The sequence below is a fragment of the Pseudomonas sp. WS 5010 genome, assembly GCF_012985565.1.
Lineage (GTDB): Bacteria > Pseudomonadota > Gammaproteobacteria > Pseudomonadales > Pseudomonadaceae > Aquipseudomonas.
The window spans coordinates 803,393-828,278 of the sequence record NZ_JAAQWQ010000003.1 but is presented as its reverse complement, the minus strand read 5'-3'; the positions used below and the strand labels follow the sequence as shown (position 1 = coordinate 828,278).

Here is a 24,886-nt window from a genome sequence, read left to right as displayed (position 1 = left end):
TGGAAGCTATTTCTGACGCTCCACCGACTCCCACGTGGCGAGCGGGCTTGCCCTGATGCCGATCAGTTAAGCGAACGCAATGCTCAACGCAGTGAAGATCAAATGTGGGAGCGGGCTTGTCGAATCGCCGCATCGCCGCGAAGACGTCGGCCCAGCAAACATTGATGTTGACTGACCCACTGCTTTCGCGAGCAAGCCCGCTCCCACAGGGGATCTCACTGGGGCAGAGAATGTTGGCACCACCACAGATCACGTGTGGGAGCGGGCTTGTCGGATCGCCGCATCGCCGCGAAGACGTCGACCCAGCAAACATTGATGTTGACTGACCCACTGCTTTCGCGGGCAAGCCCGCTCCTACAGGGGGGCTGCGCTTGACTGACGGGCATTAGGGCAAGCCCGCTCGCCACACCGCGTGCAAAAAAAAACGCCAACCCGCAGGTTGGCGCTTTTTCTTACAGCTTGAAGCTTAAAACTTGCGGCTGTCCTTAAGGCTTCTTACGCCCAAAACCCGGGCGCTGGCCGGAGCCTGCCGGCGCACCGCGGCGCTTGCCCGACGGCTCATCAGCTACCAGTTTGAGCCCTGGGCGCTTTTTCGGCGCGGGCTTGGCTGGGCGCTTGGCACCTTCGGCTGGACGATCGGTCTGCGGAGCACCACGGCCGGTATCGCCACGGTTGCTGCGACCGCCCGTTGGCGCCTCGCCACGACCGGCCGGACGCGGAGTACGCGGTGCACGCTCGCCATCCTGACGGGCCGGAGCCGACGGACGACGATCGCCCTCGATCTGCGGCTGACGGGAAATACGACCGCCAGTGGCCGGTGCATCCAGCGCCGGGCGCAAAGTACGGGCAACGCGCTCGGTACGTGCCACAGGGCGCGACGATTTACGCTGCATGCGCTCCAGCTTGTCTTTGCTCTTGGCGTTCATCTGCGGCATGGCCACAGGGGTCAGGCCGACTTCAGCACTGAGGATGTCGACTTCGTACTGGCTCATTTCGCGCCAGCGCCCCATCGGCAGGTCCGAATTGAGGAACACCGGGCCGAAACGCACGCGCTTCAGGCGGCTGACCACCAGGCCCTGGGATTCCCACAGGCGCCGTACTTCACGGTTGCGCCCTTCCATCACCACGCAGTGGTACCAGTGGTTGAAACCTTCGCCACCTGGCGCCTGCTTGATGTCGGTGAACTTGGCCGGGCCGTCTTCCAGCACCACGCCAGCCTTGAGGCGTTCGATCATCTCGTCATCGACTTCACCCCGTACACGCACCGCGTATTCGCGGTCCATCTCGTAGGACGGGTGCATCAGGCGGTTGGCCAACTCACCGTCGGTGGTGAACATCAGCAGGCCAGTGGTGTTGATGTCCAGGCGACCGATGTTGATCCAACGGCCTTCTTTGGGCTTGGGCATCTTGTCGAACACGGTTGGACGGCCTTCCGGGTCGTCACGGGTGCAGATCTCGCCGTCGGGCTTGTTGTACATGATCACGCGGCGCACCGATTCGGCGGCCTCTTCACGCTTGATGACCTTGCCATCAATGGTGATTGCGTCATGCAGGTCGACACGCTGGCCCAGGGTGGCTTCAACGCCATTGACCTTGATGCGCTTCTGGGTGATCCAGGCTTCTACGTCGCGGCGCGAGCCAACGCCGATACGGGCGAGGACTTTTTGCAGTTTCTCGCCGGCTGGGCCGATTTCCTGGCTGTCGTTCTGGTCTTGGTCTTTCATCTTAAGCACCTCCCGGTGTGTCGATTCAGGCGTGGCCTGAAGGTATTGAAACTGGGGTCTTGGGCGAACGCATCGCCAAAGGGTCGCGAATCATACGCTCATGGCGCGCATTGCGCATCAGAGACTAGTCGATATGGGCCGGCTCATTTGCTTTTCCGCCGACCGGTGGCGCCCAGGGCGATCAGCCGTAGCTCGGCTTCGGCCAGCACCGCGCGCTTGTCGACCTTGTCGAGCTTCTTCCAGGCCCGGATCTCACGCTTGCTGCGCCCGCAGCCGACGCAGATGTCGTCGCTGAATTTGCAGAGGCTGATGCAGGGGTCTTTGGTGGAGCTCATCACTACCTCACGGCACAGGGCTTTTCTGTAGGAGCTGGCTTGCCTGCGATGGCGGTGTGTCAGCCAGCCTATCCGGTGCTGACCCAGCGCCATCGCAGGCAAGCCAGCTCCTACAGGGGATCTCGTTTGCAGCACGAGTTTGGCTACACAACACATCAATGTGGGGGGGCAGACCGGGTCAGTCTTCGAATTCGCGGCGTTCGTTTTCGATGGCTTCGGCCAGTGCCCGGGCTTCGGCTTCTTCTTCGCTCAACTCGGGTTGTTCCAGGGCGGCAACGGCAGCCAGCAGTTTTTCGCGGGCGGCCGCCACACCCAGGATGTCTTCCTCAGGCTCAGGTTCGACCGCAGGCGCCGTTTCAACGTTCATCGGCGTTTCGCCCGCCCCATCACGCAGCAAGTCATCAAAGTCGGTCTTGATCCCCTGCTCCATATCGTCCAGCTCCAGCAGCAAGGTATGGAAACTGGTCTCGTCCTTCGGCTCCTCCGGTTCGGCGCTGGCATCGGCCAGTTCCTGCAAGCCGGGCGGCACCGGGGCATCGTCGAAGTCGAGCACCGGTTCGGCCTCGATCTCGCGCAGCTCGGCCAGTGGCGGCAGGTCGTCGAGGTTTTTCAGGTTGAAGTGGTCGAGAAACACCTTGGTGGTCGCAAACATCGCCGGTTTGCCGGGTACGTCGCGGTAGCCGACGATGCGGATCCACTCGCGCTCCAGCAGCGTCTTGACGATGTGGCTGTTGACCGCCACACCGCGCACATCCTCGATCTCGCCACGGGTGATGGGCTGGCGATAGGCAATCAGCGCCATGGTCTCCAGCATCGCCCGGGAATAACGTTGCGGGCGCTCTTCCCACAGGCGCCCCACCCACGGCGAAAATTTCTCACGGATCTGCAAGCGATAGCCCGAGGCCACTTCCCTCAGCTCAAAAGCGCGGCCGTCACAGGATTTACGCAGGATTTCCAGGGCCTTCTTGAACACCGGCGGTTCCGGGCGCTCGGCTTCTTCAAACAGTTCAAACAGGCGCTCCAGCGATTGGGGCTTGCCCGAGGCCAGGAGGAAGGCTTCCAACAGCGGTGCCAGTTCGCGGGGTTCAGTCAGATTCATCAATTCAGCTCGTTATTCGGCTCGCGCCCGCACGTGGATAGCCGCAAAAGGCTCATTCTGCACCAGCTCGACCAAGGACTCCTTGACCAGTTCGAGGATCGCCATAAAGGTCACGACCACGCCCAGGCGCCCTTCTTCGGCGGTAAACAGCTCGACAAACGGCACAAACCCGCCGCCCTTCAGGCGCTCCAGCACATCGCTCATGCGCTCGCGGGTGGACAAGGCTTCGCGGCTGACCTGGTGGCTTTCAAACATATCGCCACGGCGCAGCACCTCGGCCATGGACATCAGCAGTTCTTCCAGGCTCACATCTGGCAACAATTTACGCGCCCGGGCCTCCGGCGCATCGAGCTTGGGCACCACCACGTCACGGCCCACGCGGCTCAAGCCGTCGATGCCTTCGGCGGCAGCCTTGAAGCGCTCGTACTCCTGCAGGCGGCGGATCAGTTCGGCGCGGGGGTCGTCCTCTTCCGCTTCGATCGTCTCGGAACGCGGCAGCAGCATGCGCGACTTGATCTCCGCCAGCATCGCAGCCATCACCAGGTACTCGGCGGCCAACTCCAGGCGCACCGATTGCATCAACTCGACATACCCCATGTACTGGCGGGTGATTTCCGCCACCGGGATGTCGAGGATATTGATGTTCTGTTTGCGGATCAGGTACAGCAGCAAGTCCAACGGGCCTTCGAAGGCCTCAAGGAAGACTTCCAGGGCATCCGGCGGGATGTACAGGTCCAGGGGCATTTCCATGACGGCCTGGCCGTAGACCATGGCAAATGGCAGTTCCTGCTGGGCACCGGCCTGGCTGTCGACGGTTTCCACGGCCGACATTCAGGCCTCGACCATGAACGGTGCAGGATCGCCACAGCCTACCCGGATCACCTCTGGCTCGCCGTCGGCCAGGTTGATCACGGTGGACGCCTTGCCACCGCCGAAGCCGCCGTCGATGATCAGGTCCACCTGTTTTTCCAGGAGTTGTCGCATTTCGTAGGGGTCTTCCAACGGTTCAGTCTCGCCGGGCATGATCAGCGACACGCTCATCAGCGGCTCACCCAGCTCGGCCAGCAGCGCCAGGGCGATGGGATGCTCCGGCACCCGCAGGCCGATGGTGCGCTTCTTCGGGTGCAGCAGCAGGCGCGGCACCTCGCGGGTGGCATTGAGAATAAAGGTATAGGGCCCTGGCGTATGGGCCTTGAGCAGGCGGAAGGTGCCGGTATCGACCTTGGCGAACAGACCCAGCTGCGACAGGTCGCTGCAGATCAGCGCGAAGTTGTGGTTTTTATCTAGGTCGCGCAGGCGTCTTACGCGCTCCACCGCATTCTTGTCGCCGATCTGGCAACCAATGGCGTAGGAGGAGTCCGTGGGGTAGATCACCACGCCACCGGCGCGAATGATCTCCACGGCCTGTTTGATCAGCCGCGCTTGCGGATTTTCCGGATGAATCTGGAAAAATTGACTCACGTTCTCTACCTGTTCAGACAGTGGCGGTAATGGGGTCATGCTTGAATCGCCCCCACAGGAGCGGCAAGTCTTCCGGGACCGGGCGGTATTCGCCGATCTCCGACCAGCCGCCTGGGCCATGGAAATCACTGCCGGCACTGACCAGCAGACCAAATTCACGGGCAAGAATCGCCAGGCTGCCAACCTGTTCGGCGGGTTGATGCCCATTGACCACTTCGATGGCGTGGCCACCCGCTTGAATATAGTCGCCTATCAGCTTGCGACGCTTGCTGCGGGTAAAATCGTAATGCCAGGGGTGCGCCAGGCTGACCCAGGCCCCGGAGGCGCGCAGGGTCGCCACAGTGTCTTCGAGGGTCGGCCAATGCAGCTTGACGTCCCCCAGCTTGCCGGCGCCCAGCCATTTGCGGAACGCTTCGGCGCGATCCTTGACGTAACCCTCGCGCACCATCCAGTCGGCAAAATGCGGGCGGGCCGGCGCGTTGCCGCTGTCACCCAGCGCCTGCTGGATGGCACGGGCGCCCTCAAGGGCATTGGGCATACCCTTGAGCGCCAGTTTGCGGCTTATTTCTTCGGACCGCAGCCAGCGGCCATCGTGCAACCGGGCGATAGCCTCCACCAGCGGCGGGGCCGTGACATCAAAACCGTAGCCCAACACATGAATGGTTGCGCCGCCCCAGGTGCAGGACAGCTCGACGCCATTGACCAGTTGCATGCCCAGCGCCGTGGCGGCAATACGCGCCTCGTCCAGGCCTTCAAGGGTGTCGTGGTCGGTCAACGACAGGACTCGCACGCCTTTTTCAAACGCACGCGCAACCAGTACCGCGGGCGCCAGGGCGCCGTCGGAGGCCGTGCTGTGGCAGTGCAAATCAACATTCACGGGAGTCTGTAACCTCAAGTCAGCTGGCGCTTACGCTACCAAGGATGTTTGTTATTATGCCGCCACATCCAGCTTCTGGCTCTTACTGTGAAACAATTCATCGACTTCATCCCGCTGTTGCTGTTCTTCATCGTTACCAAACTCGACCCCAGGGTCATCGATATCGCCGGTCATGAGCTGTCGTTCGGGGGGATCTACAGCGCCACTGCCGTCCTGATCGTCAGCTCTGTGGTGGTCTACGGCGCCATCTTCATCTCCCAGCGCAAACTCGAAAAAAGCCAATGGCTGACCCTCATCGCCTGCCTGGTATTTGGCGGCCTGACCCTGGCCTTCCACAGCGAAACCTTCCTTAAATGGAAAGCCCCGGTGGTCAACTGGCTGTTCGCCCTGGTCTTTATCGGCAGCCACTTCATCGGTGATCGCCTGCTGATCAAGCGAATCATGGGCCATGCGCTGACCCTGCCGGAGCCGGTCTGGACACGCTTGAACGTGGCCTGGATCGTGTTTTTCCTGTTCTGCGGCGCCGCCAACCTGTTCGTGGCCTTCACCTTCCAGAACTATTGGGTCGACTTCAAGGTGTTCGGCAGCCTGGGCATGACCGTCCTGTTCCTGATCGGCCAGGGTATCTACCTGTCGCGCCACCTGCATGACACCGCCCCTACCACGCCAAAAACCGAGGACTGACATGCTCTACGCCATCATTGCCACCGACGTCGCCAACTCCCTGGAAAAACGCCTGTCCGTGCGCCCGGCCCACGTGGAACGCCTCAAGGCGCTACAGGCCGAAGGGCGCTTGGTGCTCGCCGGCCCACACCCGGCCGTCGACAGCAATGATCCGGGAGATGCCGGCTTCACCGGCAGCCTGATCATCGCCGAGTTCGCCTCCCTGGCCGACGCCCAGGCCTGGGCCAAGGCCGACCCGTATGTTGCAGCCGGCGCCTATGCCGATGTCGTGATCAAACCCTTCAAGCAAGTCCTGCCTTGATTCAGGTGACGCCGAACCTATTGGGTTCGGCAAACGTCTAATCGCTCATTATTCTCGGTAACCTGCCGACAACGTTCTGAATATTCGTGTGGAATCAGGAGTTCCGATGCGCTTACGTCAGTTGTGTCTGTTGGCAGTGTTAACGATCGGGGCTACGGCCCAGGCTGAAGAAACCTCGAACACCGGCAGTTCCACGCCCCTGTCCTTGAGTGCCGGCAGCCAGATCACCGAGTTGCAGCAACGCTTGAAAGAAAGCGAACGCCTGCGCGAAGAACTGAGCAAACAATTGCAAACTGCCGATGCCGCCCGCGAAAGTGCGCAACTGAGCCGGCTGCGCCAGGACAATCAGCGCCTGGCCCAGCAACTCAAGGACGCGCAAGGTGGCGCCCTGCCACGTTGGCTCACCGACCAGCAGCAATGGTTCGTGATTGGCGCAGGAGTTGCGCTGGTTGCCCTGCTGTGCGGTATCTTCGCCAGTGGCGGGCATCGGCGCCGTCGACAATGGCTAAATTGAGTGAGTCATGAGCGAGCTGTTACTGATAGATGATGACCAGGAGCTCTGTGAGCTGCTGACCAGTTGGTTGAGCCAGGAAGGTTTCCAGGTGCGTGCTTGCCATGACGGCGTGAGTGCGCGCAAAGCCCTGGCCGACGCCGCGCCGGCGGCCGTGGTGCTGGACGTGATGCTGCCCGATGGCAGCGGCCTGGAGTTGCTCAAGCAATTGCGCGCCGACCACCCTGAATTGCCGGTACTGATGCTTTCGGCCCGGGGCGAGCCCCTGGACCGGATCCTCGGCCTGGAACTGGGCGCCGATGACTACCTGGCCAAACCCTGCGACCCCCGCGAACTGACCGCCCGCCTGCGGGCCGTATTGCGCCGCAGCCACCCGACGGCGGTGTCGACCCAACTGGAACTGGGCGACCTGTGCTTCAGCCCGGTGCGTGGCGTGGTGATCATCGACAGTCAGGAACTGACCCTCACCCTGTCCGAAAGCCGCCTGCTGGAAGCCTTGCTGCGCCAGCCGGGCGAGCCCCTGGACAAGCAGGAACTGGCGCAGATCGCCCTGGGCCGCAAGCTGACCCTGTATGACCGCAGCCTGGACATGCACGTGAGCAACCTGCGCAAGAAAATCGGCCCGCATGCCGACGGCCGCCCGCGGATCGTCGCACTGCGCAGCCGTGGCTACTACTACACCCCCTGAAATCCCCTGTAGGAACCGGCTTGCCGGCGATGAGGCCCTTGAGTCATACGCTGATCCAACGGACGCCATCGCCGGCAAGCCGGCTCCTACCTGTTTTGTAAGTGCCCGCCCAATCTGTCTTTACCCAAGCTTTACCCTCCCCTGACCGCCGCTGACCTTGATCTTCGTAATCTACTCACATCCGGAATCACCGGAACCGAGACAAGGAGAAACACCATGCGCAAGACCCTTATCGCTCTGATGTTCGCCGCAGCCCTGCCTACCGTCGCCATGGCCATGCCAGAAGGCCAAGGCCCGATGGGCGGCCCTGCTGGCCACATGATGGGTGGCCCGGGCCACGGCGGTGAACACGGCATGCGCGGCAAAGGCGGCCCTTTCAGCCAGCTCGACCTGACCCGCGAACAGCGCCAGCAGATCGGCAAGCTGATGGGCGAACAACGCGAAGGCCGCCAGCAACTGGTCAAAAAGTACCTGGACAAACTCCCGGCTGCTGAGCAGAAAGCCATGAACGACGAAATGGCCGCCGCCAAGCAGAAAACCCAGGCGGATATCCGCGCCCTGCTCAAGCCTGACCAGCAGAAGAAGTTCGACGAAATGGCGAAGAAACGCGCCGAACGCCAAGCCGAGTGGCAGCAGTTCCAGGCCTGGAAAGCGCAACAACCGCAAAAAGCGCAATAATGCGTTAGCAACCTCCCAGCCCAGTGGCCCGTGCCACTGGGCTTTTCCTGTTTGAGGGTTTCCTGTGCGTTCACTCTTCTGGCGCATCCTTGCCAGTTTCTGGCTGGCCATCGCCCTGGTTGCCGGGCTGTCGATCCTGCTTGGGCATATGCTCAACCAGGACGCCTGGATTCTCAGCCGCCATCCCGGCCTCAATAACCTGGCCGAAGAATGGACCCAGCGTTACGAAACCCAAGGCGAGGACGCCGCCCAGGACTTGTTGCAACAGCGAAAGCGCCAGTACCACGTCGATGTACAAGTGCTCAACGAGAGCGGCGACCCGGTGGTGCGTGGCACCTTCCCGCGCCGTGCCGCCGCCTTCGAAGCGCGACAGCATGAGAGCCACGAGGGCCGGCTGCCCTGGCGCCGCCTGACAGCCGAGTACACCAGCGAAAAAACCGGCGACACCTACCTGCTGATCTACCGCATCGCCCTGCCGGAGCTGGATGCCTGGCACCGCAGCAGCCTGCTCTGGCCCTTGAGTGCCCTGGCGATTGCATTGGTGGTGCTGACCCTGTTCAGCCTGCTGGTGACCCTGTCGATCACCCGTCCCCTCAGCCGCCTGCGCGGAGCGGTGCATGATCTGGGCCAGGCCACATACCAGCAAAACAGCCTGGCGCGCCTGGCCGACCGGCGCGATGAGTTTGGCGTGCTGGCCACCGACTTCAACCGCATGGGCGCACGCCTGCAAAGCCTGATCGGCAGCCAGCGGCAATTGCTGCGCGATGTGTCCCACGAACTGCGCTCGCCACTGGCCCGCCTGCGGATCGCCCTGGCCCTGGCCGAACGGGCCACCCCCGAGGCGCGGGAAAAACTCTGGCCACGCCTGACCCTGGAATGTGATCGCCTGGAAGCGTTGATCAGCGAAATCCTGGTCCTGGCGCGGGTGGATGCCGACAACGCCAGCGCCGAAGACATCGACCTCAACACCCTGCTCAAGACCCTGCAAAAGGACGCCCAACTCGGCGCCCCGGACCAGGAAGTACAGCTTCACGCCGACCCGGCGCTGACACTCAAGGGCTGGCCACATATGATCGAGCGGGCACTGGACAACCTATTGCGCAATGCCCTGCGCTTCACCCCGCCCAGCCAGCCAATTGAAATGCGCGCCCAGCGTGAAGGCGAACGCATTGTGATCAGTGTGCGCGACCATGGCCCGGGCGTGGATGCCGAGCACCTGCAAAAGCTGGGCGAGCCGTTTTACCGCGCCCCCGGGCAAACCGCCCAGGGGCATGGCCTGGGCCTGGCCATCGCCCGCCGGGCCGCCGAGCGTCATGGCGGCAGCCTGACCCTGGCCAATCATCCCGACGGCGGTTTTATCGCCACCCTGGACTTGCCCTTGCAACCGGGGATTGCAGCCCACCCCTGAAGATCTTCTATGATGGCCCTTCTCTTATGGAGGGCCTTTGATGACTGATCTGCTCACCTCGATCCAGCGTGCACTCGATCTGCCGCCCACACCGCTGGCGACCGCCGAGGCCGGCGCCTTGCCCTCAGCCTTCGCCGTCACCGAGTTGGCTTGCGCCAGCATGGGTGCCGCCGCCCAGGCCGTAGCCCGGTTGCTGGAACAACAGACCGGGCGCCTGCCCCTGGTCAGCGTGGACCGGCGCCTGGCCTCATTCTGGTTCTCCAGTTCCCTGCGCCCACAAGGCTGGAGCGTGCCGCCGTTGTGGGACCCGATTGCCGGCGACTACGCCTGCGCCGACGGCTGGATTCGCCTGCACACCAACGCCCCTCACCACCGCGCGGCTGCCGAGCGTGTGTTGGGACAGGTCGCGGACCGGGCGGCGATGACGCTCAAGGTCGCCCCATGGAGCGCTGCCGAGCTTGAGCAGGCGATTGTCGACGAGGCCGGCTGCGCCGCACAGATGCGCACCTGGCAGGAGTGGCAAGCCCATCCCCAGGGGTTGGCGGTCAATCAGGAACCGTTGCTGGCGCGAAAACGCTTCGACACGGCCGGCAGAACCCGCTGGCTCGGCAACGTGGCGCGCCCGCTGGCGGGGGTCAAGGTACTGGACCTGACCCGCGTGTTGGCCGGCCCCGTGGCCAGTCGTTTTCTCGCCGGCCTTGGCGCCAACGTCTTGCGCATCGACGCCCCCGACTGGAACGAACCCGGGGTCGTGCCGGAGATGACCCTGGGCAAGCGCTGCGCGCGCCTTGACCTTAAACACCCCAGCGACCGGCAATTGTTCGAAAGCTTACTCAAGGATGCCGACATTCTGTTCCACGGTTATCGGGCAGATGCGCTGGAGCAACTGGGTTACAACGCGAGCGCCTTGCAGCAGATTAGCCCCGGCCTGATCGACGTCAGCCTCAACGCCTACGGCTGGAGCGGCCCATGGCGCAATCGCCGGGGCTTCGACAGCCTGGTGCAGATGAGCAGCGGCATCGCCCACGCCGGCATGCTGTACAAACAGGCAGATAAACCGGTGCCGCTGCCGGTGCAGGCACTGGACCATGCCACCGGCTACCTGATGGCGGCCAGTGCGATACAGGCCTTGGCCGAGCGCTTGAGCAGTGGGCATGGGGGTTCGGCACGGCTGTCGCTGGCGCGTACGGCGAAGCTGTTGATCGAGGCGGGACAAGACAAACAGCCAGCGTTGCGTGAAGAAGAACCGGGTGATCAAGGGCTGCTGGTAGAGCAGACGGCCTGGGGCCCGGCCCATCGTTTGCTGGCGCCGGTCAGTATTTCCGGGACTCCGCTGCAATGGGATTTGCCGGCTGGGGAATTGGGCGCGCATCGGGCACAGTGGTGACCTTGAAAGGGTCATCGCGGCGATGCGGCGACCCGACAAGCCCGCTCCCACAGTTGATCGTGTGCAGATCAAACAACTCGGTCAAATGTGGGAGCGGGCTTGCCCGCGATGAGGTCCACCAGGCACAACAATTTCACAAGGTCAGCAGCCCGCTGTACAACCCATACGCCGCCAGGCTCGCCCCGGCGATCACGCAACTGAAAATTCCTTTTTCCAGCAACGTAAACAACGGCTGGCCCTGCTCGCGCTTGGCCTGGGCGAACAGGATCACCCCTGGGGCATACAACAGCGCCGACAGCAGCAGGTATTTCAAGCCGCCGGCGTACAGCAGCCACACCGCATACCCCAGCGCAATCACCCCCACCAGCAGGTCCTTGAGCCGCTGGCCATGGGCTCCCTCGTAGGTTTCCCCGCGCCCGCACAGCAGCACGGCATAGGCCGCCGACCATAAATACGGCACGAGGATCATCGACGACGCCAGGTAGATCAGCGTGGTGTAGGTACTGGCCGAAAACAGCGTGATCACCAGGAACAGCTGGATCATCACATTGGTCAGCCACAACGCATTGACCGGCACCCGGTTGGCGTTTTCCTTTTTCAGGAAGGCCGGCATGGTCTTGTCATGGGCAGTGGCGTAGAGAATCTCGGCGCACAGCAAGGCCCATGACAGCAACGCGCCGAGCAGCGACACCGCCAGGCCGATGCTGATCAACATCGCGCCCCAGGGCCCGACGATATGTTCCAGCACGCCCGCCAAGGACGGGTTCTGCAAGTTGGCCAACTCCGGTTGGCTCATGATCCCCAAAGACAGCACGTTGACCAGCACCAGCAGGGCCAAGACCCCGACAAACCCGATCACCGTGGCGCGGCCCACGTCCGAGCGTTTTTCCGCGCGCGCCGAGTACACGCTGGCGCCTTCGATGCCGATAAACACAAACACGGTGACTAGCATCATGTTGCGCACCTGGTCCATCACCCCACCAAATTGCGGGTTGCCCAGGCCCCAGATATCCCGGGTGAAAATATCCGCCTTGAACGCCACCGCGGCTATCACGATAAACATCAGCAGCGGCACGATCTTGGCCACGGTGGTGACCTGGTTGATAAACGCGGCCTCCTTGATCCCGCGCATCACCAGAAAATGCACGGCCCACAGCAGCAGCGACGCACAGCCGATCGCCACCGGCGTATTACCCTGGCCAAACACCGGGAAAAAATAGCCCAGGGTGCTGAACAGCAGCACGAAGTAACCGACGTTGCCCATCCAGGCACTGATCCAATAGCCCCAGGCCGACGAGAACCCCATGTAGTCGCCAAAACCGGCCTTGGCGTAGGCGTACACACCCGAATCCAGGTTGGGCTTGCGGTTGGCCAGGGTCTGGAACACGAAGGCCAGGGTCAGCATGCCAATGGCGGTGATGCCCCAACCGATCAGGATCGCTCCCACCTCGGCCCGCGCGGCCATGTTCTGCGGTAACGAGAAGATCCCGCCGCCAATCATTGAGCCCACTACCAACGCCACCAGGGCGCTGAGGCGCAGCTTTTGTGCCGGTTGCGACATAGAAACTCCTGCAGATGAAACCGTCATCGAGCTAACAACTGTGCACTCGGCTAATTTATCGAAAACATGCAACGTTTATTAGCTATAGCGAATAAAACTGCTCGCCTCATAACTTAATGACATTTCAGTTAGTCGAGTTTAGGCAAATTTAGAATTTAAATACCACTTGTCTTTTATCCATGAGGGGTATCTGACAAGGCCTCTTGAAAAAGTTTGCACATTTGCGAAAACGGGCTAGCTTCAAACATCCACGCCTTAGGCATATAGCATTAACCCGAACGGATAAAAGCTCTGGGACGCGCTTATCCGAGCAATTATACGCCCGCTACATTTATTCATAAGTCTTTAATTCACAATGGAATGTGCCAATGAAGTGATCTGAGTCAGCTGTTTGAATAGCGCACAGTTTTATTCTGTGGTCTCTCTTCTCCTGCATTGGAGTCACGCAATGTCTGAATCCCCCGGAAAACTTCGATTAGGCGCCCTTGTTGCTCTAGTTGTGGGCTCAATGATTGGCGGCGGGATCTTCTCGTTGCCGCAAAACATGGCCGCCAGCGCCGATGTCGGTGCGGTATTGATTGGTTGGGTTATCACTGCCGTAGGCATGTTGACCCTGGCCTTTGTATTCCAGACCCTGGCCAACCGTAAACCTGACCTGGACGGCGGCGTGTACGCCTACGCCAAGGCCGGTTTTGGCGACTACATGGGTTTCTCCTCCGCCTGGGGCTACTGGATCAGTGCCTGGCTGGGCAACGTCGGCTACTTCGTGCTGTTGTTCAGCACCCTCGGTTACTTCTTCCCCATCTTCGGCGAAGGCAACACCCCGGCAGCGGTGATTGGCGCGTCGGTGTTGTTGTGGGCCGTGCATTTTTTGGTGCTGCGCGGGATCAAGGAAGCCGCATTCATCAACCTGGTGACCACGGTCGCCAAGGTCGTGCCGCTGGTGCTGTTTGTGTTGATCGCCCTGTTCGCGTTCAAGCTGGACATCTTCACCGCTGATATCTGGGGCGTGAAAAACCCCGACCTGGGCAGTGTGATGAACCAGGTGCGCAACATGATGCTGGTCACCGTCTGGGTGTTTATCGGTATCGAAGGCGCGAGCATCTTCTCGTCCCGTGCCGAAAAACGTTCGGACGTGGGCAAGGCCACCGTCATCGGCTTTATCACCGTGCTGCTGTTCCTGATGCTGGTGAACGTGCTGTCCCTGGGGATCATGACCCAACCGGAACTGGCCAAGCTGCAGAACCCGTCCATGGCGGCCGTGCTGGAGCATGTGGTCGGCCATTGGGGCGCGGTGTTGATCAGCGTCGGCTTGATCATCTCGTTGCTGGGCGCGCTGCTGTCGTGGGTGCTGCTGTGTGCAGAGATCATGTTCGCCGCCGCCAAAGACCACACCATGCCGGAGTTCCTGCGTAAGGAAAACGCTAACCATGTGCCGGTCAACGCCCTGTGGCTGACCAACGCCATGGTCCAGATCTTCCTGGTGATCACGCTGTTTTCCGCCAGTACCTACCTGTCGCTGATCTACCTCGCCACCTCGATGATCCTGGTGCCCTACCTGTGGTCGGCAGCCTACGCGCTGTTGCTGGCGGTACGCGGCGAGACCTACGAGGCGGCCCTGGCCGAGCGCAAGAAAGACCTGTTCATCGGCTCCATTGCCCTGATCTACGCGGTCTGGCTGCTGTATGCCGGTGGCACCAAATACCTGCTGCTCTCCGCCCTGCTCTACGCCCCCGGCGCGATCCTGTTCGCCAAGGCCAAGCGTGAACTGGGCAAACCGATTTTCACCAACGTCGAGAAGCTGATTTTCGCCGCAGTGGTCATTGGCGCCCTGGTGGCGGCCTATGGGCTCTACGACGGCTTCCTGACCCTGTAACACCTGAATCTTTTTGTTCACTGGAGGATCTGTAATGACCACGGAAAAAGTTAAGTACGGCGTACATTCCGAAGCCGGCAAACTGCGCAAAGTCATGGTGTGTTCCCCAGGTCTGGCCCATCAGCGGCTGACCCCCAACAATTGCGACGAACTGCTCTTCGATGACGTGCTCTGGGTGGCCCAGGCCAAGCGCGACCATTTCGACTTCGTTACCAAGATGCGCGAGCGCGATATCGATGTGCTGGAAATGCACAACCTGTTGACCGAGATTGTCGCCATCCCCGAAGCGCTGGACTGGATCCTGGAGCGCAAGATCACCGCCAACACGGTTGGCCTGGGCCTGGTCGATGAAGTCGGCTCGTGGCTCAAAAGCCTGGAGCCGCGCAAGATCGCCGAGTTCCTGATCGGTGGTGTATCCGCCGATGACCTGCCAAGCAGCTTCGGTGGCAAGACCATCGAGATGTTCCGCGACTTCCTCGGCCACTCAAGCTTTATCCTGCCACCGCTGCCCAACACCCAGTTCACCCGCGACACCACCTGCTGGATCTACGGTGGCGTGACGCTCAACCCGATGTACTGGCCGGCGCGACGCCAGGAAACCCTGCTGACCACCGCCATCTACAAGTTCCACCCAGAGTTCACCAACGCCGACTTCCAGATCTGGTACGGCGACCCTGACCAGGAGCACGGTGCAGCCACCCTGGAAGGCGGCGACGTGATGCCAATTGGCAACGGCGTGGTGTTGATCGGCATGGGCGAGCGCTCCTCCCACCAGGCCATCGGCCAACTGGCGCGCAACCTGTTCAAGAACAAGGCCGTGGAAAAAGTCATCGTTGCCGGCCTGCCCAAGTCCCGCGCCGCGATGCACCTGGACACCGTGTTCAGCTTCTGCGACCGCGACCTGGTAACCATCTTCCCCGAAGTAGTGAACCAGATCGTCGCCTTCACCCTGCGCCCTGACGAGAGCAAGCCCCACGGCATCGATATCCACCGCGAGAAAACCAACTTCCTCGACACCGTGGCCGCAGCCCTTGGCCTCAAGGCCCTGCGTGTGGTGGAAACCGGCGGCAACAGCTTCGCCGCCGAACGCGAACAGTGGGACGACGGCAACAACGTGGTGGCCGTGGAACCTGGCGTGGTGATCGGTTACGACCGCAACACCTACACCAACACCCTGCTGCGCAAGGCCGGTGTGGAAGTCATCACCATCAGCGCCGGCGAACTGGGCCGGGGCCGGGGCGGCGGCCACTGCATGACCTGCCCGATCATCCGCGACCCTATCGACTACTAAACGACCATCTCCCCGGCGGCATCCACCCGATGCCGCACGGGCCGATTACCGAATCCAAGGAGAATCATCATGGCGTTCAACATCCACAACCGTAACCTGCTGAGCCTGGAACACCACACCCCGCGCGAACTGCGCTACCTGCTGGACCTGTCCCGCGACCTCAAGCGCGCCAAGTACACCGGCACCGAGCAGCAGCACCTCAAGGGCAACAACATCGCGCTGATCTTCGAGAAAACCTCGACCCGCACCCGATGTGCCTTCGAAGTCGCGGCCTATGACCAGGGCGCCAACGTTACCTACATCGACCCGAACTCGTCGCAGATCGGCCACAAAGAAAGCATGAAAGACACCGCCCGCGTACTCGGGCGCATGTACGACGCCATTGAATACCGTGGCTTCAAGCAGGAAATCGTCGAAGAACTGGCGAAGTTCGCCGGGGTCCCGGTGTTCAACGGCCTGACCGACGAGTACCACCCAACCCAGATGATCGCCGACGTGTTGACCATGCGTGAACACGCTGACAAGCCGATCCACGACATCAGCTACGCCTACCTGGGCGACGCCCGCAACAACATGGGCAACTCGCTGCTGCTGGTCGGCGCCAAGCTGGGCATGGACGTACGCATCTGCGCACCAAAGGCCCTGTGGCCCCACGATGACCTGGTGGGTCGCTGCAAAAAATACGCAGAAGAAAGCGGTGCACGCATCACCCTCACCGAAGACCCGAAAGCCGCGGTCAAGGGCGTGGACTTTATCCACACCGACGTCTGGGTCTCCATGGGCGAGCCTGTGGAAGCCTGGGCCGAGCGTATCGAGCAACTGCTGCCGTACCAGGTCAATGCCCAATTGATGAAAGCCACCGGCAACCCACGCACCAAGTTCATGCACTGCCTGCCGGCGTTCCATAACAGCGATACCAAGGTCGGCAAACAGATTGCCGAACAGTATCCGCACCTGGCCAACGGCATCGAAGTGACCGACGACGTGTTCGAGTCCCCGGCCTGCATCGCCTTCGAGCAAGCGGAAAACCGCATGCACACCATCAAGGCGATCCTGGTTTCGACGCTGGCGGACCTGTAACCCAACACCGCTCCCACTGATGTAGCACGGGCAATGTGGGAGCGGGTTTTATGTGGGAGCCGGGCTTGCCCGCGATGCAGTCACCTCGGTCTGCCAGACATAGCGAGGTGAGGCCATCGCAGGCAAGCCAGCTCCCACATAAAGCCCGCTCCCACACTTGCTCCGGTGTTCACAAGGCCGAATTTTAGAAGGATTGCATTATGCGTATCGTCGTTGCACTGGGCGGTAACGCCCTGCTCCGCCGTGGTGAACCCATGACAGCGGACAACCAACGCGCCAATATCCGGATCGCCACCGAGCAGATTGCCAAGATTCATCCGGGCAATGAGCTGGTGATCGCCCACGGCAATGGGCCACAAGTCGGCCTGCTGTCGCTGCAAGCCGCCGCCTACACCCAGGTTTCGCCCTACCCGCTGGACGTGCTGGGTGCCGAAACCGAAGGCATGATCGGCTACATCATCGAACAGGAACTGGGCAACCTGCTGGACTTTGAGGTGCCTTTCGCCACCCTGCTGACCCAGGTTGAAGTGGACGCCAACGACCCGGCTTTCCAGAACCCGACCAAGCCGATCGGCCCGGTCTACTCCAAGGCCGAAGCGGAAAAACTGGCCGCCGAAAAAGGCTGGGCGATTGCCCCCGATGGCGATAAATATCGCCGGGTGGTGGCCAGCCCACGGCCCAAACGCATCTTTGAAATCCGCCCGATCAAGTGGCTGCTGGAAAAAAGCAGCATCGTGATCTGCGCAGGTGGCGGCGGCATCCCGACCATGTATGACGAGGACGGCAAGCTCAAGGGTATCGAAGCTGTGATCGATAAAGACCTGTGCTCCTCGCTGCTGGCCCAGCAACTGGAAGCCGACCTGCTGGTGATCGCCACCGACGTCAACGCGGCGTTTATCGACTTCGGCAAGCCGACGCAAAAGGCCATCGGCCAGGCGCACCCCGACGACATGGAAAAACTTGGCTTCGCCGCCGGCTCCATGGGGCCCAAGGTCCAGGCCGCCTGCGAGTTCGCCCGCAACACTGGCAAAACCGCAGTGATCGGTTCACTCTCGGACATCGAAGCCATCGTCCAGGGCACCGCCGGCACCCGTATCAGCACGGCAAAACCTGGCATCACCTACCTATAACTACACCAGGGCGGTTGTTGCAGCCGCCCTTCTCCAATGCCTTGTTAAGGAGAGACGCCTATGGCCATCTTTGAACCCGGTCACTTGCATATCGAACGCCACGCGTTGAATGCCCAGGATCACAGCTACGACCTGTGCATCGACTATGAAGTCAGCCAGGACCCGAAGGAAGGCAAGGGAATGCTCTTCAAAATGCACGGCTCCGTGCAGGGCAAGGACCTCAAGGAAGAATTCTTCCTGCCCAAGGACCAGGCCTACGACTTTGCCCGCCATGCCATGAACATCGCGCAGAAATACGGCATGCCGAAAACCGCGGTGCTCAACGGTGGCATGCATAAACAGTACGACCTGATGTTCGAGGATGTGCGCCACCAACTGGATGTAAAACCGGGCGACCCGATCAAGCCTGAACACCTGGAATAACCAAAACAGCTCAAATGTGGGAGCTGGCTTGTGTGGGAGCTGGCTTGCCTGCGATGCAGGCACCTCGGTGTGTCAGTCACCCCTCGATGATGCTATCGCAGGCAAGCCAGCTCCCACATTTTTGATCTCCACCCCCGCTCAGGCATACTGGCCACCCTCCGCATTGCAGAATCAACATCCACCCCATGCGTATCCACGTCAGCTTCATCGACCGCGTCGGCATCACCCAGGAAGTCCTGGCCTTGCTCGGTGGGCGCAATCTCAACCTGGATGCGGTGGAGATGATCCCGCCCAACGTCTACATCGACGCGCCGACCCTGAGCGTGGAGGTGCTGGAAGAGTTGCGCGATGCGCTGTTCAGCGTGCAGGGCGTACAGGCGGTGACGGTGGTGGATATCCTCCCCGGCCAGCGCCGTCACCTGCAACTCGACGCCCTGCTGGCGGCCATGACCGACCCGGTCCTGGCCCTGGACAGTGCGGGCAAGGTGCTGCTGGCCAACCCGGCGCTGATCGCCCTCTATGGTCGCGAGCCGGCTGGCGAAAGCATCGCCGAGCTGTTTGAGGATCCGGCGCTGCTGGAAGCCTTGCTCGAACATGGCTTTCGCCTGCCCCTGCGCGAGATCAGCGTCAACGGCCAGACCTTATTGCTGGACGCCACACCGATCACCGATGCCGGCGCGCTGCTGACGTTGTACCAACCCAACCGTATCGGCGAGCGACTTTCGGCGCTGCACCATGACCATGCCGAAGGTTTCGACGCACTTTTGGGCGAGTCGCCGGCGATCCGCACCCTCAAGACCCGTGCGCAACGAGTGGCGGCCCTCGACGCCCCGCTGTTGATCCAGGGCGAGACCGGCACCGGCAAAGAGTTGGTGGCCCGCGCCTGCCATGCCATCAGTGCACGCCACAGCTCACCGTTCCTGGCGCTGAACTGCGCGGCACTCCCGGAAAACCTCGCCGAGAGCGAGCTGTTCGGCTACGCCCCCGGCGCCTTTACCGGGGCCCAGCGCGGCGGCAAGCCGGGGCTGATGGAGCTGGCCAACCAGGGCACGGTATTTCTCGACGAGATTGGCGAGATGTCGCCGTACTTGCAGGCCAAGCTCCTGCGTTTTCTCAATGACGGCAGCTTTCGCCGGGTCGGCGGCGACCGCGAGGTCAAGGTCAATGTGCGCATCCTCAGCGCCACCCACCGCGACCTGGAGAAAATGGTCAGCGAAGGCACCTTCCGCGAAGACCTGTTCTACCGCCTCAATGTGCTGAATGTGGAAGTGCCGCCCCTGCGCGAACGCGGCCAGGACATCCTGCTGCTGGCCCGCTACTTCATGCAGCAGGCCTGCGCGCAGATCCAGCGCCCGGTCTGCCGCCTGGCGCCGGGCACTTACCCGGCGCTGCTGGGCAACCGCTGGCCGGGTAACGTGCGCCAGTTGCAGAACGTGATCTTCCGCGCCGCCGCCATTTGCGAAAGCAACCTGGTGGACATTGGCGACCTGGATATCGCCGGCACCTCGGTCGCCCGCCAGAGCGACGGCGAAGTGGACAGCCTGGAGCAGGCAGTGGAGGACTTTGAGCGCAGCCTCCTGGAAAAGCTCTATACCACCTATCCCTCGACACGCCAGTTGGCCAACCGCCTACAGACGTCTCACACCGCTATCGCCCATCGATTGCGCAAGTACGGCATCCCCGGCAAGCCATGATCACCAAAAAACCCGGCGCCCTCGCTGGATCACCGCCCCGGTCGCGCTGAAAAACAGCTGCTGGGCCATGGCCGCGCTCAGGCGTGAATAGTAGATGGCGATCACGTCGCTGTCGGTCTTGTCGGCCAGGCCTCTAAAACTCATAAAGCGTTGTTCCGGGCGCTTGAGATGGCCGGCAGTGAAATCCGCATTGGCCGCCCCGGGAGTGCGGTAGTGAAAATGGGCGTAAGCCAACACCCTGCCCGCCTTGTCCTTGACCACATACTCCTGCAAAAAGTCATGCTCGCGCTTGAGCGCAATGCGCCCCTCTATCGGTAGGATCTGCACCTCATTCTGACTCTTGAGGTAGGCAATCCCCTCTTCATCCGGCGCCAGGCGCTTGACCATTTCGATCCGGATCAACCGGCCATGCTCCACAAGGCGGCTGGCGGCCTGCCCCAGTTCCTTGAGCAGAGGCTGTGCGACAGCAGCGGTTTTCTCTTGCTCCAGGGCTTTGCGGATCTTGTCGGCCACCGTGCTGATTTTGCCGGCATGCCGCAACAGCCGGGCCTCGACGCTGGCGGGCAGGCTGGAAATACGCGCCTCGTTGCGGGCCTGCTCCAGCACGCTCGCCTGCCTGTCCAGCAGTTTGCGCCCATCGTCCTTGAGCCGCTCCAGGGAGCGCACCGCGCGCGCAGGCGGGGCGCTGGCCTCGGTGATCGACTCAAACTCATCCAGGCCAGGGGTCTGGCGAAAGCTCGCCACCACGCTTTGGTCAACCGGGTTGATAACATCGACAATGTCCTCGTTCAACTCCGGCGTACGCGCACGCACCTGGCCCACCAGGTACCGGCTCTTGCGGTCACGGATCAGGCGCTTGCCGCTACCCACCGCAGGCCTGGGCCTGGACGCGGGGGCCTGTTCGCGCTCGCGCAGCAACGTCGCCAGGGAGCCGCGGGCCTCGTGCTCCATGGCGTTGAGCATTTTGTGCAAGCGTTCGACGCTGCCCTCATACAGCAGGTCAGAAGCCATATCACCAAAGTCGCGCAGGGAGGCCTGGGTGGTGTCGTACTCGAACAGAATCGCCTCATACCCGTCGATGCGTTGCTGCACACTCAGTGAGCTGGCGTCTTGCAAGGTTTTTTGCGACTGCACCGATTGGATCGTCTCGTCGATCAGGGTCCCGATGCGGATGAAATCGTCATACTCCTCCGGCAGCGGCGGCCGGCGCAGGATCACCCCACCCAATGCCTTCAGTTGTACGGACTTCCAGTCCAGCGGCGTGCCCAGCGTCGAGGGCTGCAACGCATCAGCGCGTGATTCATACCCGGGCACCTCGGTCAGCCGGGCATAGTTGTTGCGTTCCAGGATGCTCAAATCGATCAGCTTTTCGTTGTAGCCAATGATCGTCTGCGTAGCCTGAACGAGCGAGTGGTGGGCTGCCTGAACCACGGCCACATCTTCATGGTCCAGTTGCTCATGCAACTGGCTACGGCGCTCGGCAGGCAGCACCTCGGTGGCGCGGTTGGTGACCAGCACTGCCATGCGCACCCGCAGGTTTTCGACCAGATCTTCCAGTTGCAGGATCCTCTCCGGTTCGAAGCGCTCCACGGGTTTGTTGGCGTTTTTTGCAAGTAACGCGTCCAGCTTGTCGAACTGCGCCCGGCTGAGTTTCTCCAGGTCGCCCAGGTAATGGTTGCGCAGGTCCTGCAGGGACTGATCAAAGAGTTTTTCCGGGCTGCCCTCGTGTGCCTCTTTAAAGTGCTCTTCGCTGGCTGCCACGGCACTTTCAGCCTCAAGCAGGCGCGCCGTGGTCTCCTGATAATGGTGCTCAAACATTTGGTTCTGGCGCTGGATATTGGCGCGTCGGGCGGCCGCCGACAGCTTTGGATGGCCACCGAGCAATTGCAGGCCCAGGTCGACGTTCCACACCCCGTGTGCATCCTTGCGCAGCCAGGGGCCGACGCGCTGGGGGGCTCGTAGGTCGATGATGCGCCAGCGCCCCTCAACCTGCCTGACCCCATACAGCTTGCTGTCCAGCAGCATGTAGTCTTCATGGCTGACGGTTGCGTCGGCGCGCAGCACCGCGACTCGGCCCCGTACGGGACTGTCCGGCGAGTTGATCGCAGGGGTCGCCGGCCACTGCTCGCGGCGCCCGGGCGACCAGCGAAAGGTTGCCAGTTGTGCCTGCTGCGCCGCGTCGAGACGCAGCCGCGAGTTGGCCCAGGACAAATCCATACCCGTCACATCCGCCCGCGAACGCTGCCAGGCAGAGGCCGACAGCGTTTGCTGAACATGGGCCGTGGAGGTCTGGATGGGCGCCGACCGGAACTCGCTCAGCCGTAAGCGTTGATCAAGGCTGACGACCGGGCTCAGTAGCAAACCTGCGAGGCTGCCGAGCAATTCGGCCAGGGTAGTGGCCGATTCTTCCTGGCTAGCCCCGGCCGGCAACGCCAACACCGCACGAAAACTGCCATACACCTGGGCCAACCACCCCGCCACCGCCACCGACCCTCTGAGCATTGGCAGCAGGGCATTGAATATCTGCCATAGGTTGTTCTTGAACAGCGTCCAGCGCAGCGCCTCGACCGAGGTTGCGCGCTGTTCGGCGGCCTGCCACAGGCTCTTGGCGTTGTCATCGAAAACCGCCTCCAGGAACACCCCCGGCACGCACTCGTCACTGAGCAACGCCGGGCTGGAGGGGGCCGGCACGGCGTATTCGTCCCCCTGTAGAAAACGCTGCACATGAGGGCTGAGAAATCCACCATTGCCGAACAACGCCCGGCTCTTGTCAGGCAGGCGCTCAAGCACTAGCGCCTGCAAATCACTGCCGGGTCGCGCGATCTCGTCGAGCAGCGCCTGGCGGCTGGCAAACTGTTGCAGGGCCGCCTCGGCCTGATCGGGCCGATACAGGATATGGGGCAATTCACCGTTATCCCGCGCACCGAGCACAAACAGGTTGCGGGCCTTGTGCACGGCGCCACCGGCATGGGTCAGGAACGCCAGGGGCCGGGCGACGATCACTTGGTTGCCGACTGTGCGCTGCAGGGGATCGTCCTGCAGCAGTGCGAGTACCACCGCTGCGCCTGACGGGGTAAACCCGTTGCGCCGGCGCAGGCTGTTTTCAAGGGCCCGCAGGGGCAACTGGAGCGCCATCTGCTCGACAAACAGGCGCCGGCGCCGTGCCGACTCTAGCGGGTCCACCAGCAACGCCGGCTTGAGCAGCGCCGGGTAGTGCAGGCCCACATCGACCGTTTCGATGAGTTTTTTCAGGTACGCCGGCTGCATCCACCTGGCGGGCACAACGCCTGGCCCGGCCTGGTGGCTGATCTGCACACTGGCGTAGGGGGTGGCGAAGGGGTTTTCCAGGGCCCAGGAGGTCAAGGTCCTGGTGCTGCGTTGCGTCCAGCCCACCGTTGCACCCTGGGTGCGTTCAAACGTCAGCAGGTAATCATCCGGGTTGATTGCCGCATGTTGCGGGTAATCCAGGCGCATCTGGCGTTGCAGCGCTTTGCGCGCAAACACGTCAATCGGGTCCAGGCCATCGAGGAACGACGCGCCACCTGTACGCTTGTGCAGGTGCGCCAGGCGCTCCAGCCATTGGCCGTAAGTGTGCCGATCAGTGCTGCTGGCCGCCTGCAACCACACTGGCAGCTGCTCTTCGTGGGGCGGCTGGACATAATCGGCCTCGAACCAGACCTCGGGCGCAGTGAGCTTGTGCAGCAGGCGCTTGTAGCTGTCGACATCGGGCAATGCCGACCAGTCGACACGCTTAAGCGCCCTGAGCTGGCGCTCCAGCAAGGCCTGGGCCTGCGCATCGAAGACATCTCCCTGGGGCTCCCGGAGCCCCCATCTGACAAGGAGGCCGGGGCTGTAGTGGCTCATGTAGCGTGGCAGCAGGTTGCCCAACTCATCCAACGTACTGAGCTTGAGCACGCTCATCGCCGGCACATAGACCAGGTTGACCTGGTGCTGCGCCACCTCGCGCTGCAAGACCAATAGCGGCAGCCATTCGCCCGGCAGCCCATCCTGCCCCGCATACACTTGATAAATCCGCAGCACGTGGACCCCGCCCAGCGCCTGTCGATCCGCCTGGTACCCCCAGAGTTCTTGCGGCCCGTCGCCCAGGCCCAGGAGCTTTTGGCCTTGCTCCTTCGTCAGCGGCGGGTTCTGCCGGGCGCTGAGCAGGCACTCGCGCAGTTGCTTGGCGACCGCCCCCCAACGACTCAAAGCTGTATCGCCTGGAACATGGGCGTTCCAATAGGCCAACAGCCTCGCGTTAAAACCATCGGGCAATTCGGGCGCCAGGGTGTTGAGCATGATCGCGACATCATTGACCGAAACAGCGCCAATGAACGGGACAAGGCCCTGGGTTACCGAGCTGACCAGCACGCAATGCTGACCTGGCACATAACTTGGCACGTCGCGGCTCATGCAGCGCCGGATCAGGGCGTCGCTCAAGGTGCTGAGCTGGGCATAGCTGACGCCATTGGCCTGGGACGGCTGCCTTGAACCGATCCAGGTGCTGCCGGCCTGCAAACCGCTGTCATTGAATTGGTCGTTGATCCATTCCTGGATCATCGACTCGGCCACTTGCGCCAATGTCGGGCGCTGGGCGAACAGGTGCGCGAGAAAGTCGCGGGAAGCCTGTAGTTGTGAAATGCCCTGATTGGCCTCAATTGAATTGCTCATGCTGCGC

The 24,886-nt window shown here is 62.0% G+C and carries 21 protein-coding genes; 13 read left to right on the top strand and 8 right to left on the bottom strand.

The window, feature by feature from the left end; genetic code table 11:
- Positions 1-485: 485 nt before the first annotated feature.
- From rluB to HBO11_RS12630, 6 genes are all read right to left on the bottom strand, one after another.
- Complete coding sequence (gene rluB, locus HBO11_RS12655) at positions 486-1,724, bottom strand: 23S rRNA pseudouridine(2605) synthase RluB (RefSeq protein WP_057960500.1); 1,239 nt, start codon at positions 1,722-1,724, stop codon at positions 486-488.
- Positions 1,725-1,867: 143 nt separating this feature from the next.
- Positions 1,868-2,059: a DUF1289 domain-containing protein gene (locus HBO11_RS12650; RefSeq protein ID WP_057439987.1), complete on the bottom strand. Its 192-nt coding sequence runs from the start codon at positions 2,057-2,059 to the stop codon at positions 1,868-1,870.
- A 178-nt stretch (positions 2,060-2,237) separates the two neighbouring features.
- Positions 2,238-3,158, bottom strand: coding sequence for an SMC-Scp complex subunit ScpB (gene scpB, locus HBO11_RS12645; protein ID WP_169954699.1), 921 nt, complete (start codon positions 3,156-3,158; stop codon positions 2,238-2,240).
- Positions 3,159-3,170: 12 nt separating this feature from the next.
- Entirely contained in the window at positions 3,171-3,869 is a 699-nt protein-coding gene (locus tag HBO11_RS12640; RefSeq protein WP_169851199.1) for a ScpA family protein, read from the bottom strand.
- 120 nt (positions 3,870-3,989) lie between these two features.
- On the bottom strand, positions 3,990-4,619 hold the full coding sequence (locus HBO11_RS12635; protein WP_169954698.1) for an L-threonylcarbamoyladenylate synthase: 630 nt from the start codon (positions 4,617-4,619) through the stop codon (positions 3,990-3,992).
- Positions 4,620-4,632: 13 nt separating this feature from the next.
- Positions 4,633-5,496: a PHP domain-containing protein gene (locus HBO11_RS12630; RefSeq protein ID WP_169954697.1), complete on the bottom strand. Its 864-nt coding sequence runs from the start codon at positions 5,494-5,496 to the stop codon at positions 4,633-4,635.
- An 87-nt stretch (positions 5,497-5,583) separates the two neighbouring features.
- On the opposite strand from HBO11_RS12630, the gene HBO11_RS12625 reads away from it, so the two are divergent.
- The 7 genes from HBO11_RS12625 to HBO11_RS12595 all read left to right on the top strand — a co-directional run bounded on the left by HBO11_RS12625 (position 5,584) and on the right by HBO11_RS12595 (position 11,153).
- Entirely contained in the window at positions 5,584-6,180 is a 597-nt protein-coding gene (locus HBO11_RS12625) for a septation protein A (RefSeq protein ID WP_169954696.1), read from the top strand.
- Between the two features lies 1 nt (position 6,181).
- A complete protein-coding gene (locus HBO11_RS12620; protein WP_169954695.1) occupies positions 6,182-6,481 on the top strand; it encodes a YciI family protein in 300 nt (99 codons plus the stop codon).
- A gap of 106 nt (positions 6,482-6,587) precedes the next feature.
- Positions 6,588-6,995, top strand: coding sequence for a translation initiation factor 2 (locus tag HBO11_RS12615; RefSeq protein WP_169954694.1), 408 nt, complete (start codon positions 6,588-6,590; stop codon positions 6,993-6,995).
- Between the two features lie 7 nt (positions 6,996-7,002).
- Positions 7,003-7,680, top strand: coding sequence for a response regulator transcription factor (locus HBO11_RS12610; RefSeq protein WP_169954693.1), 678 nt, complete (start codon positions 7,003-7,005; stop codon positions 7,678-7,680).
- 216 nt (positions 7,681-7,896) lie between these two features.
- On the top strand, positions 7,897-8,358 hold the full coding sequence (locus HBO11_RS12605; RefSeq protein ID WP_169954692.1) for an LTXXQ domain protein: 462 nt from the start codon (positions 7,897-7,899) through the stop codon (positions 8,356-8,358).
- 64 nt (positions 8,359-8,422) lie between these two features.
- Positions 8,423-9,766, top strand: a complete 1,344-nt coding sequence (locus HBO11_RS12600) for a HAMP domain-containing sensor histidine kinase (protein WP_169954691.1) — start codon at positions 8,423-8,425, stop codon at positions 9,764-9,766.
- Positions 9,767-9,806: 40 nt separating this feature from the next.
- Positions 9,807-11,153: a CoA transferase gene (locus HBO11_RS12595; RefSeq protein ID WP_169954690.1), complete on the top strand. Its 1,347-nt coding sequence runs from the start codon at positions 9,807-9,809 to the stop codon at positions 11,151-11,153.
- A gap of 133 nt (positions 11,154-11,286) precedes the next feature.
- On the opposite strand, the gene arcD (HBO11_RS12590) is transcribed toward HBO11_RS12595, so the two are convergent.
- Positions 11,287-12,714, bottom strand: a complete 1,428-nt coding sequence (gene arcD, locus HBO11_RS12590; protein WP_169954689.1) for an arginine-ornithine antiporter — start codon at positions 12,712-12,714, stop codon at positions 11,287-11,289.
- A gap of 448 nt (positions 12,715-13,162) precedes the next feature.
- Here arcD (HBO11_RS12590) and arcD (HBO11_RS12585) point away from each other — a divergent pair, with 448 nt between their 5' ends.
- The 6 genes from arcD (HBO11_RS12585) (at position 13,163) to HBO11_RS12560 (ending at position 20,208) form a co-directional block, all read left to right on the top strand.
- Complete coding sequence (gene arcD, locus HBO11_RS12585; RefSeq protein WP_169954688.1) at positions 13,163-14,590, top strand: arginine-ornithine antiporter; 1,428 nt, start codon at positions 13,163-13,165, stop codon at positions 14,588-14,590.
- A 34-nt stretch (positions 14,591-14,624) separates the two neighbouring features.
- A complete protein-coding gene (arcA, locus tag HBO11_RS12580) occupies positions 14,625-15,881 on the top strand; it encodes an arginine deiminase (protein WP_169954687.1) in 1,257 nt (418 codons plus the stop codon).
- A 69-nt stretch (positions 15,882-15,950) separates the two neighbouring features.
- On the top strand, positions 15,951-16,961 hold the full coding sequence (locus HBO11_RS12575) for an ornithine carbamoyltransferase (RefSeq protein WP_038442811.1): 1,011 nt from the start codon (positions 15,951-15,953) through the stop codon (positions 16,959-16,961).
- 200 nt (positions 16,962-17,161) lie between these two features.
- Positions 17,162-18,091: a carbamate kinase gene (gene arcC / locus HBO11_RS12570; RefSeq protein WP_169954686.1), complete on the top strand. Its 930-nt coding sequence runs from the start codon at positions 17,162-17,164 to the stop codon at positions 18,089-18,091.
- Positions 18,092-18,151: 60 nt separating this feature from the next.
- The gene (locus tag HBO11_RS12565; RefSeq protein WP_169954685.1) at positions 18,152-18,514 is read left to right on the top strand and encodes a DUF5064 family protein; all 363 of its coding nucleotides are present in this window, start codon (positions 18,152-18,154) and stop codon (positions 18,512-18,514) included.
- Positions 18,515-18,699: 185 nt separating this feature from the next.
- Complete coding sequence (locus tag HBO11_RS12560; RefSeq protein ID WP_169954684.1) at positions 18,700-20,208, top strand: sigma-54-dependent transcriptional regulator; 1,509 nt, start codon at positions 18,700-18,702, stop codon at positions 20,206-20,208.
- On the opposite strand, the gene HBO11_RS12555 is transcribed toward HBO11_RS12560, so the two are convergent.
- Positions 20,209-24,879: a hypothetical protein gene (locus HBO11_RS12555; RefSeq protein ID WP_169954683.1), complete on the bottom strand. Its 4,671-nt coding sequence runs from the start codon at positions 24,877-24,879 to the stop codon at positions 20,209-20,211.
- Positions 24,880-24,886 lie beyond the last annotated feature (7 nt).

What these genes read in the sequence shown, in the direction of transcription:
- rluB (WP_057960500.1), bottom strand. Translation starts at nt 1,724, where the DNA reads ATGAAAGACCAAGACCAGAACGACAGCCAGGAAATCGGCCCAGCCGGC.
- HBO11_RS12650 (WP_057439987.1), bottom strand. Translation starts at nt 2,059, where the DNA reads ATGAGCTCCACCAAAGACCCCTGCATCAGCCTCTGCAAATTCAGCGAC.
- scpB (WP_169954699.1), bottom strand. Translation starts at nt 3,158, where the DNA reads ATGAATCTGACTGAACCCCGCGAACTGGCACCGCTGTTGGAAGCCTTC.
- HBO11_RS12620 (WP_169954695.1), top strand. Translation starts at nt 6,182, where the DNA reads ATGCTCTACGCCATCATTGCCACCGACGTCGCCAACTCCCTGGAAAAA.
- HBO11_RS12615 (WP_169954694.1), top strand. Translation starts at nt 6,588, where the DNA reads ATGCGCTTACGTCAGTTGTGTCTGTTGGCAGTGTTAACGATCGGGGCT.
- HBO11_RS12610 (WP_169954693.1), top strand. Translation starts at nt 7,003, where the DNA reads ATGAGCGAGCTGTTACTGATAGATGATGACCAGGAGCTCTGTGAGCTG.
- HBO11_RS12605 (WP_169954692.1), top strand. Translation starts at nt 7,897, where the DNA reads ATGCGCAAGACCCTTATCGCTCTGATGTTCGCCGCAGCCCTGCCTACC.
- HBO11_RS12595 (WP_169954690.1), top strand. Translation starts at nt 9,807, where the DNA reads ATGACTGATCTGCTCACCTCGATCCAGCGTGCACTCGATCTGCCGCCC.
- arcD (WP_169954689.1), bottom strand. Translation starts at nt 12,714, where the DNA reads ATGTCGCAACCGGCACAAAAGCTGCGCCTCAGCGCCCTGGTGGCGTTG.
- arcD (WP_169954688.1), top strand. Translation starts at nt 13,163, where the DNA reads ATGTCTGAATCCCCCGGAAAACTTCGATTAGGCGCCCTTGTTGCTCTA.
- arcA (WP_169954687.1), top strand. Translation starts at nt 14,625, where the DNA reads ATGACCACGGAAAAAGTTAAGTACGGCGTACATTCCGAAGCCGGCAAA.
- HBO11_RS12575 (WP_038442811.1), top strand. Translation starts at nt 15,951, where the DNA reads ATGGCGTTCAACATCCACAACCGTAACCTGCTGAGCCTGGAACACCAC.
- arcC (WP_169954686.1), top strand. Translation starts at nt 17,162, where the DNA reads ATGCGTATCGTCGTTGCACTGGGCGGTAACGCCCTGCTCCGCCGTGGT.
- HBO11_RS12565 (WP_169954685.1), top strand. Translation starts at nt 18,152, where the DNA reads ATGGCCATCTTTGAACCCGGTCACTTGCATATCGAACGCCACGCGTTG.
- HBO11_RS12560 (WP_169954684.1), top strand. Translation starts at nt 18,700, where the DNA reads ATGCGTATCCACGTCAGCTTCATCGACCGCGTCGGCATCACCCAGGAA.
- HBO11_RS12555 (WP_169954683.1), bottom strand. Translation starts at nt 24,879, where the DNA reads ATGAGCAATTCAATTGAGGCCAATCAGGGCATTTCACAACTACAGGCT.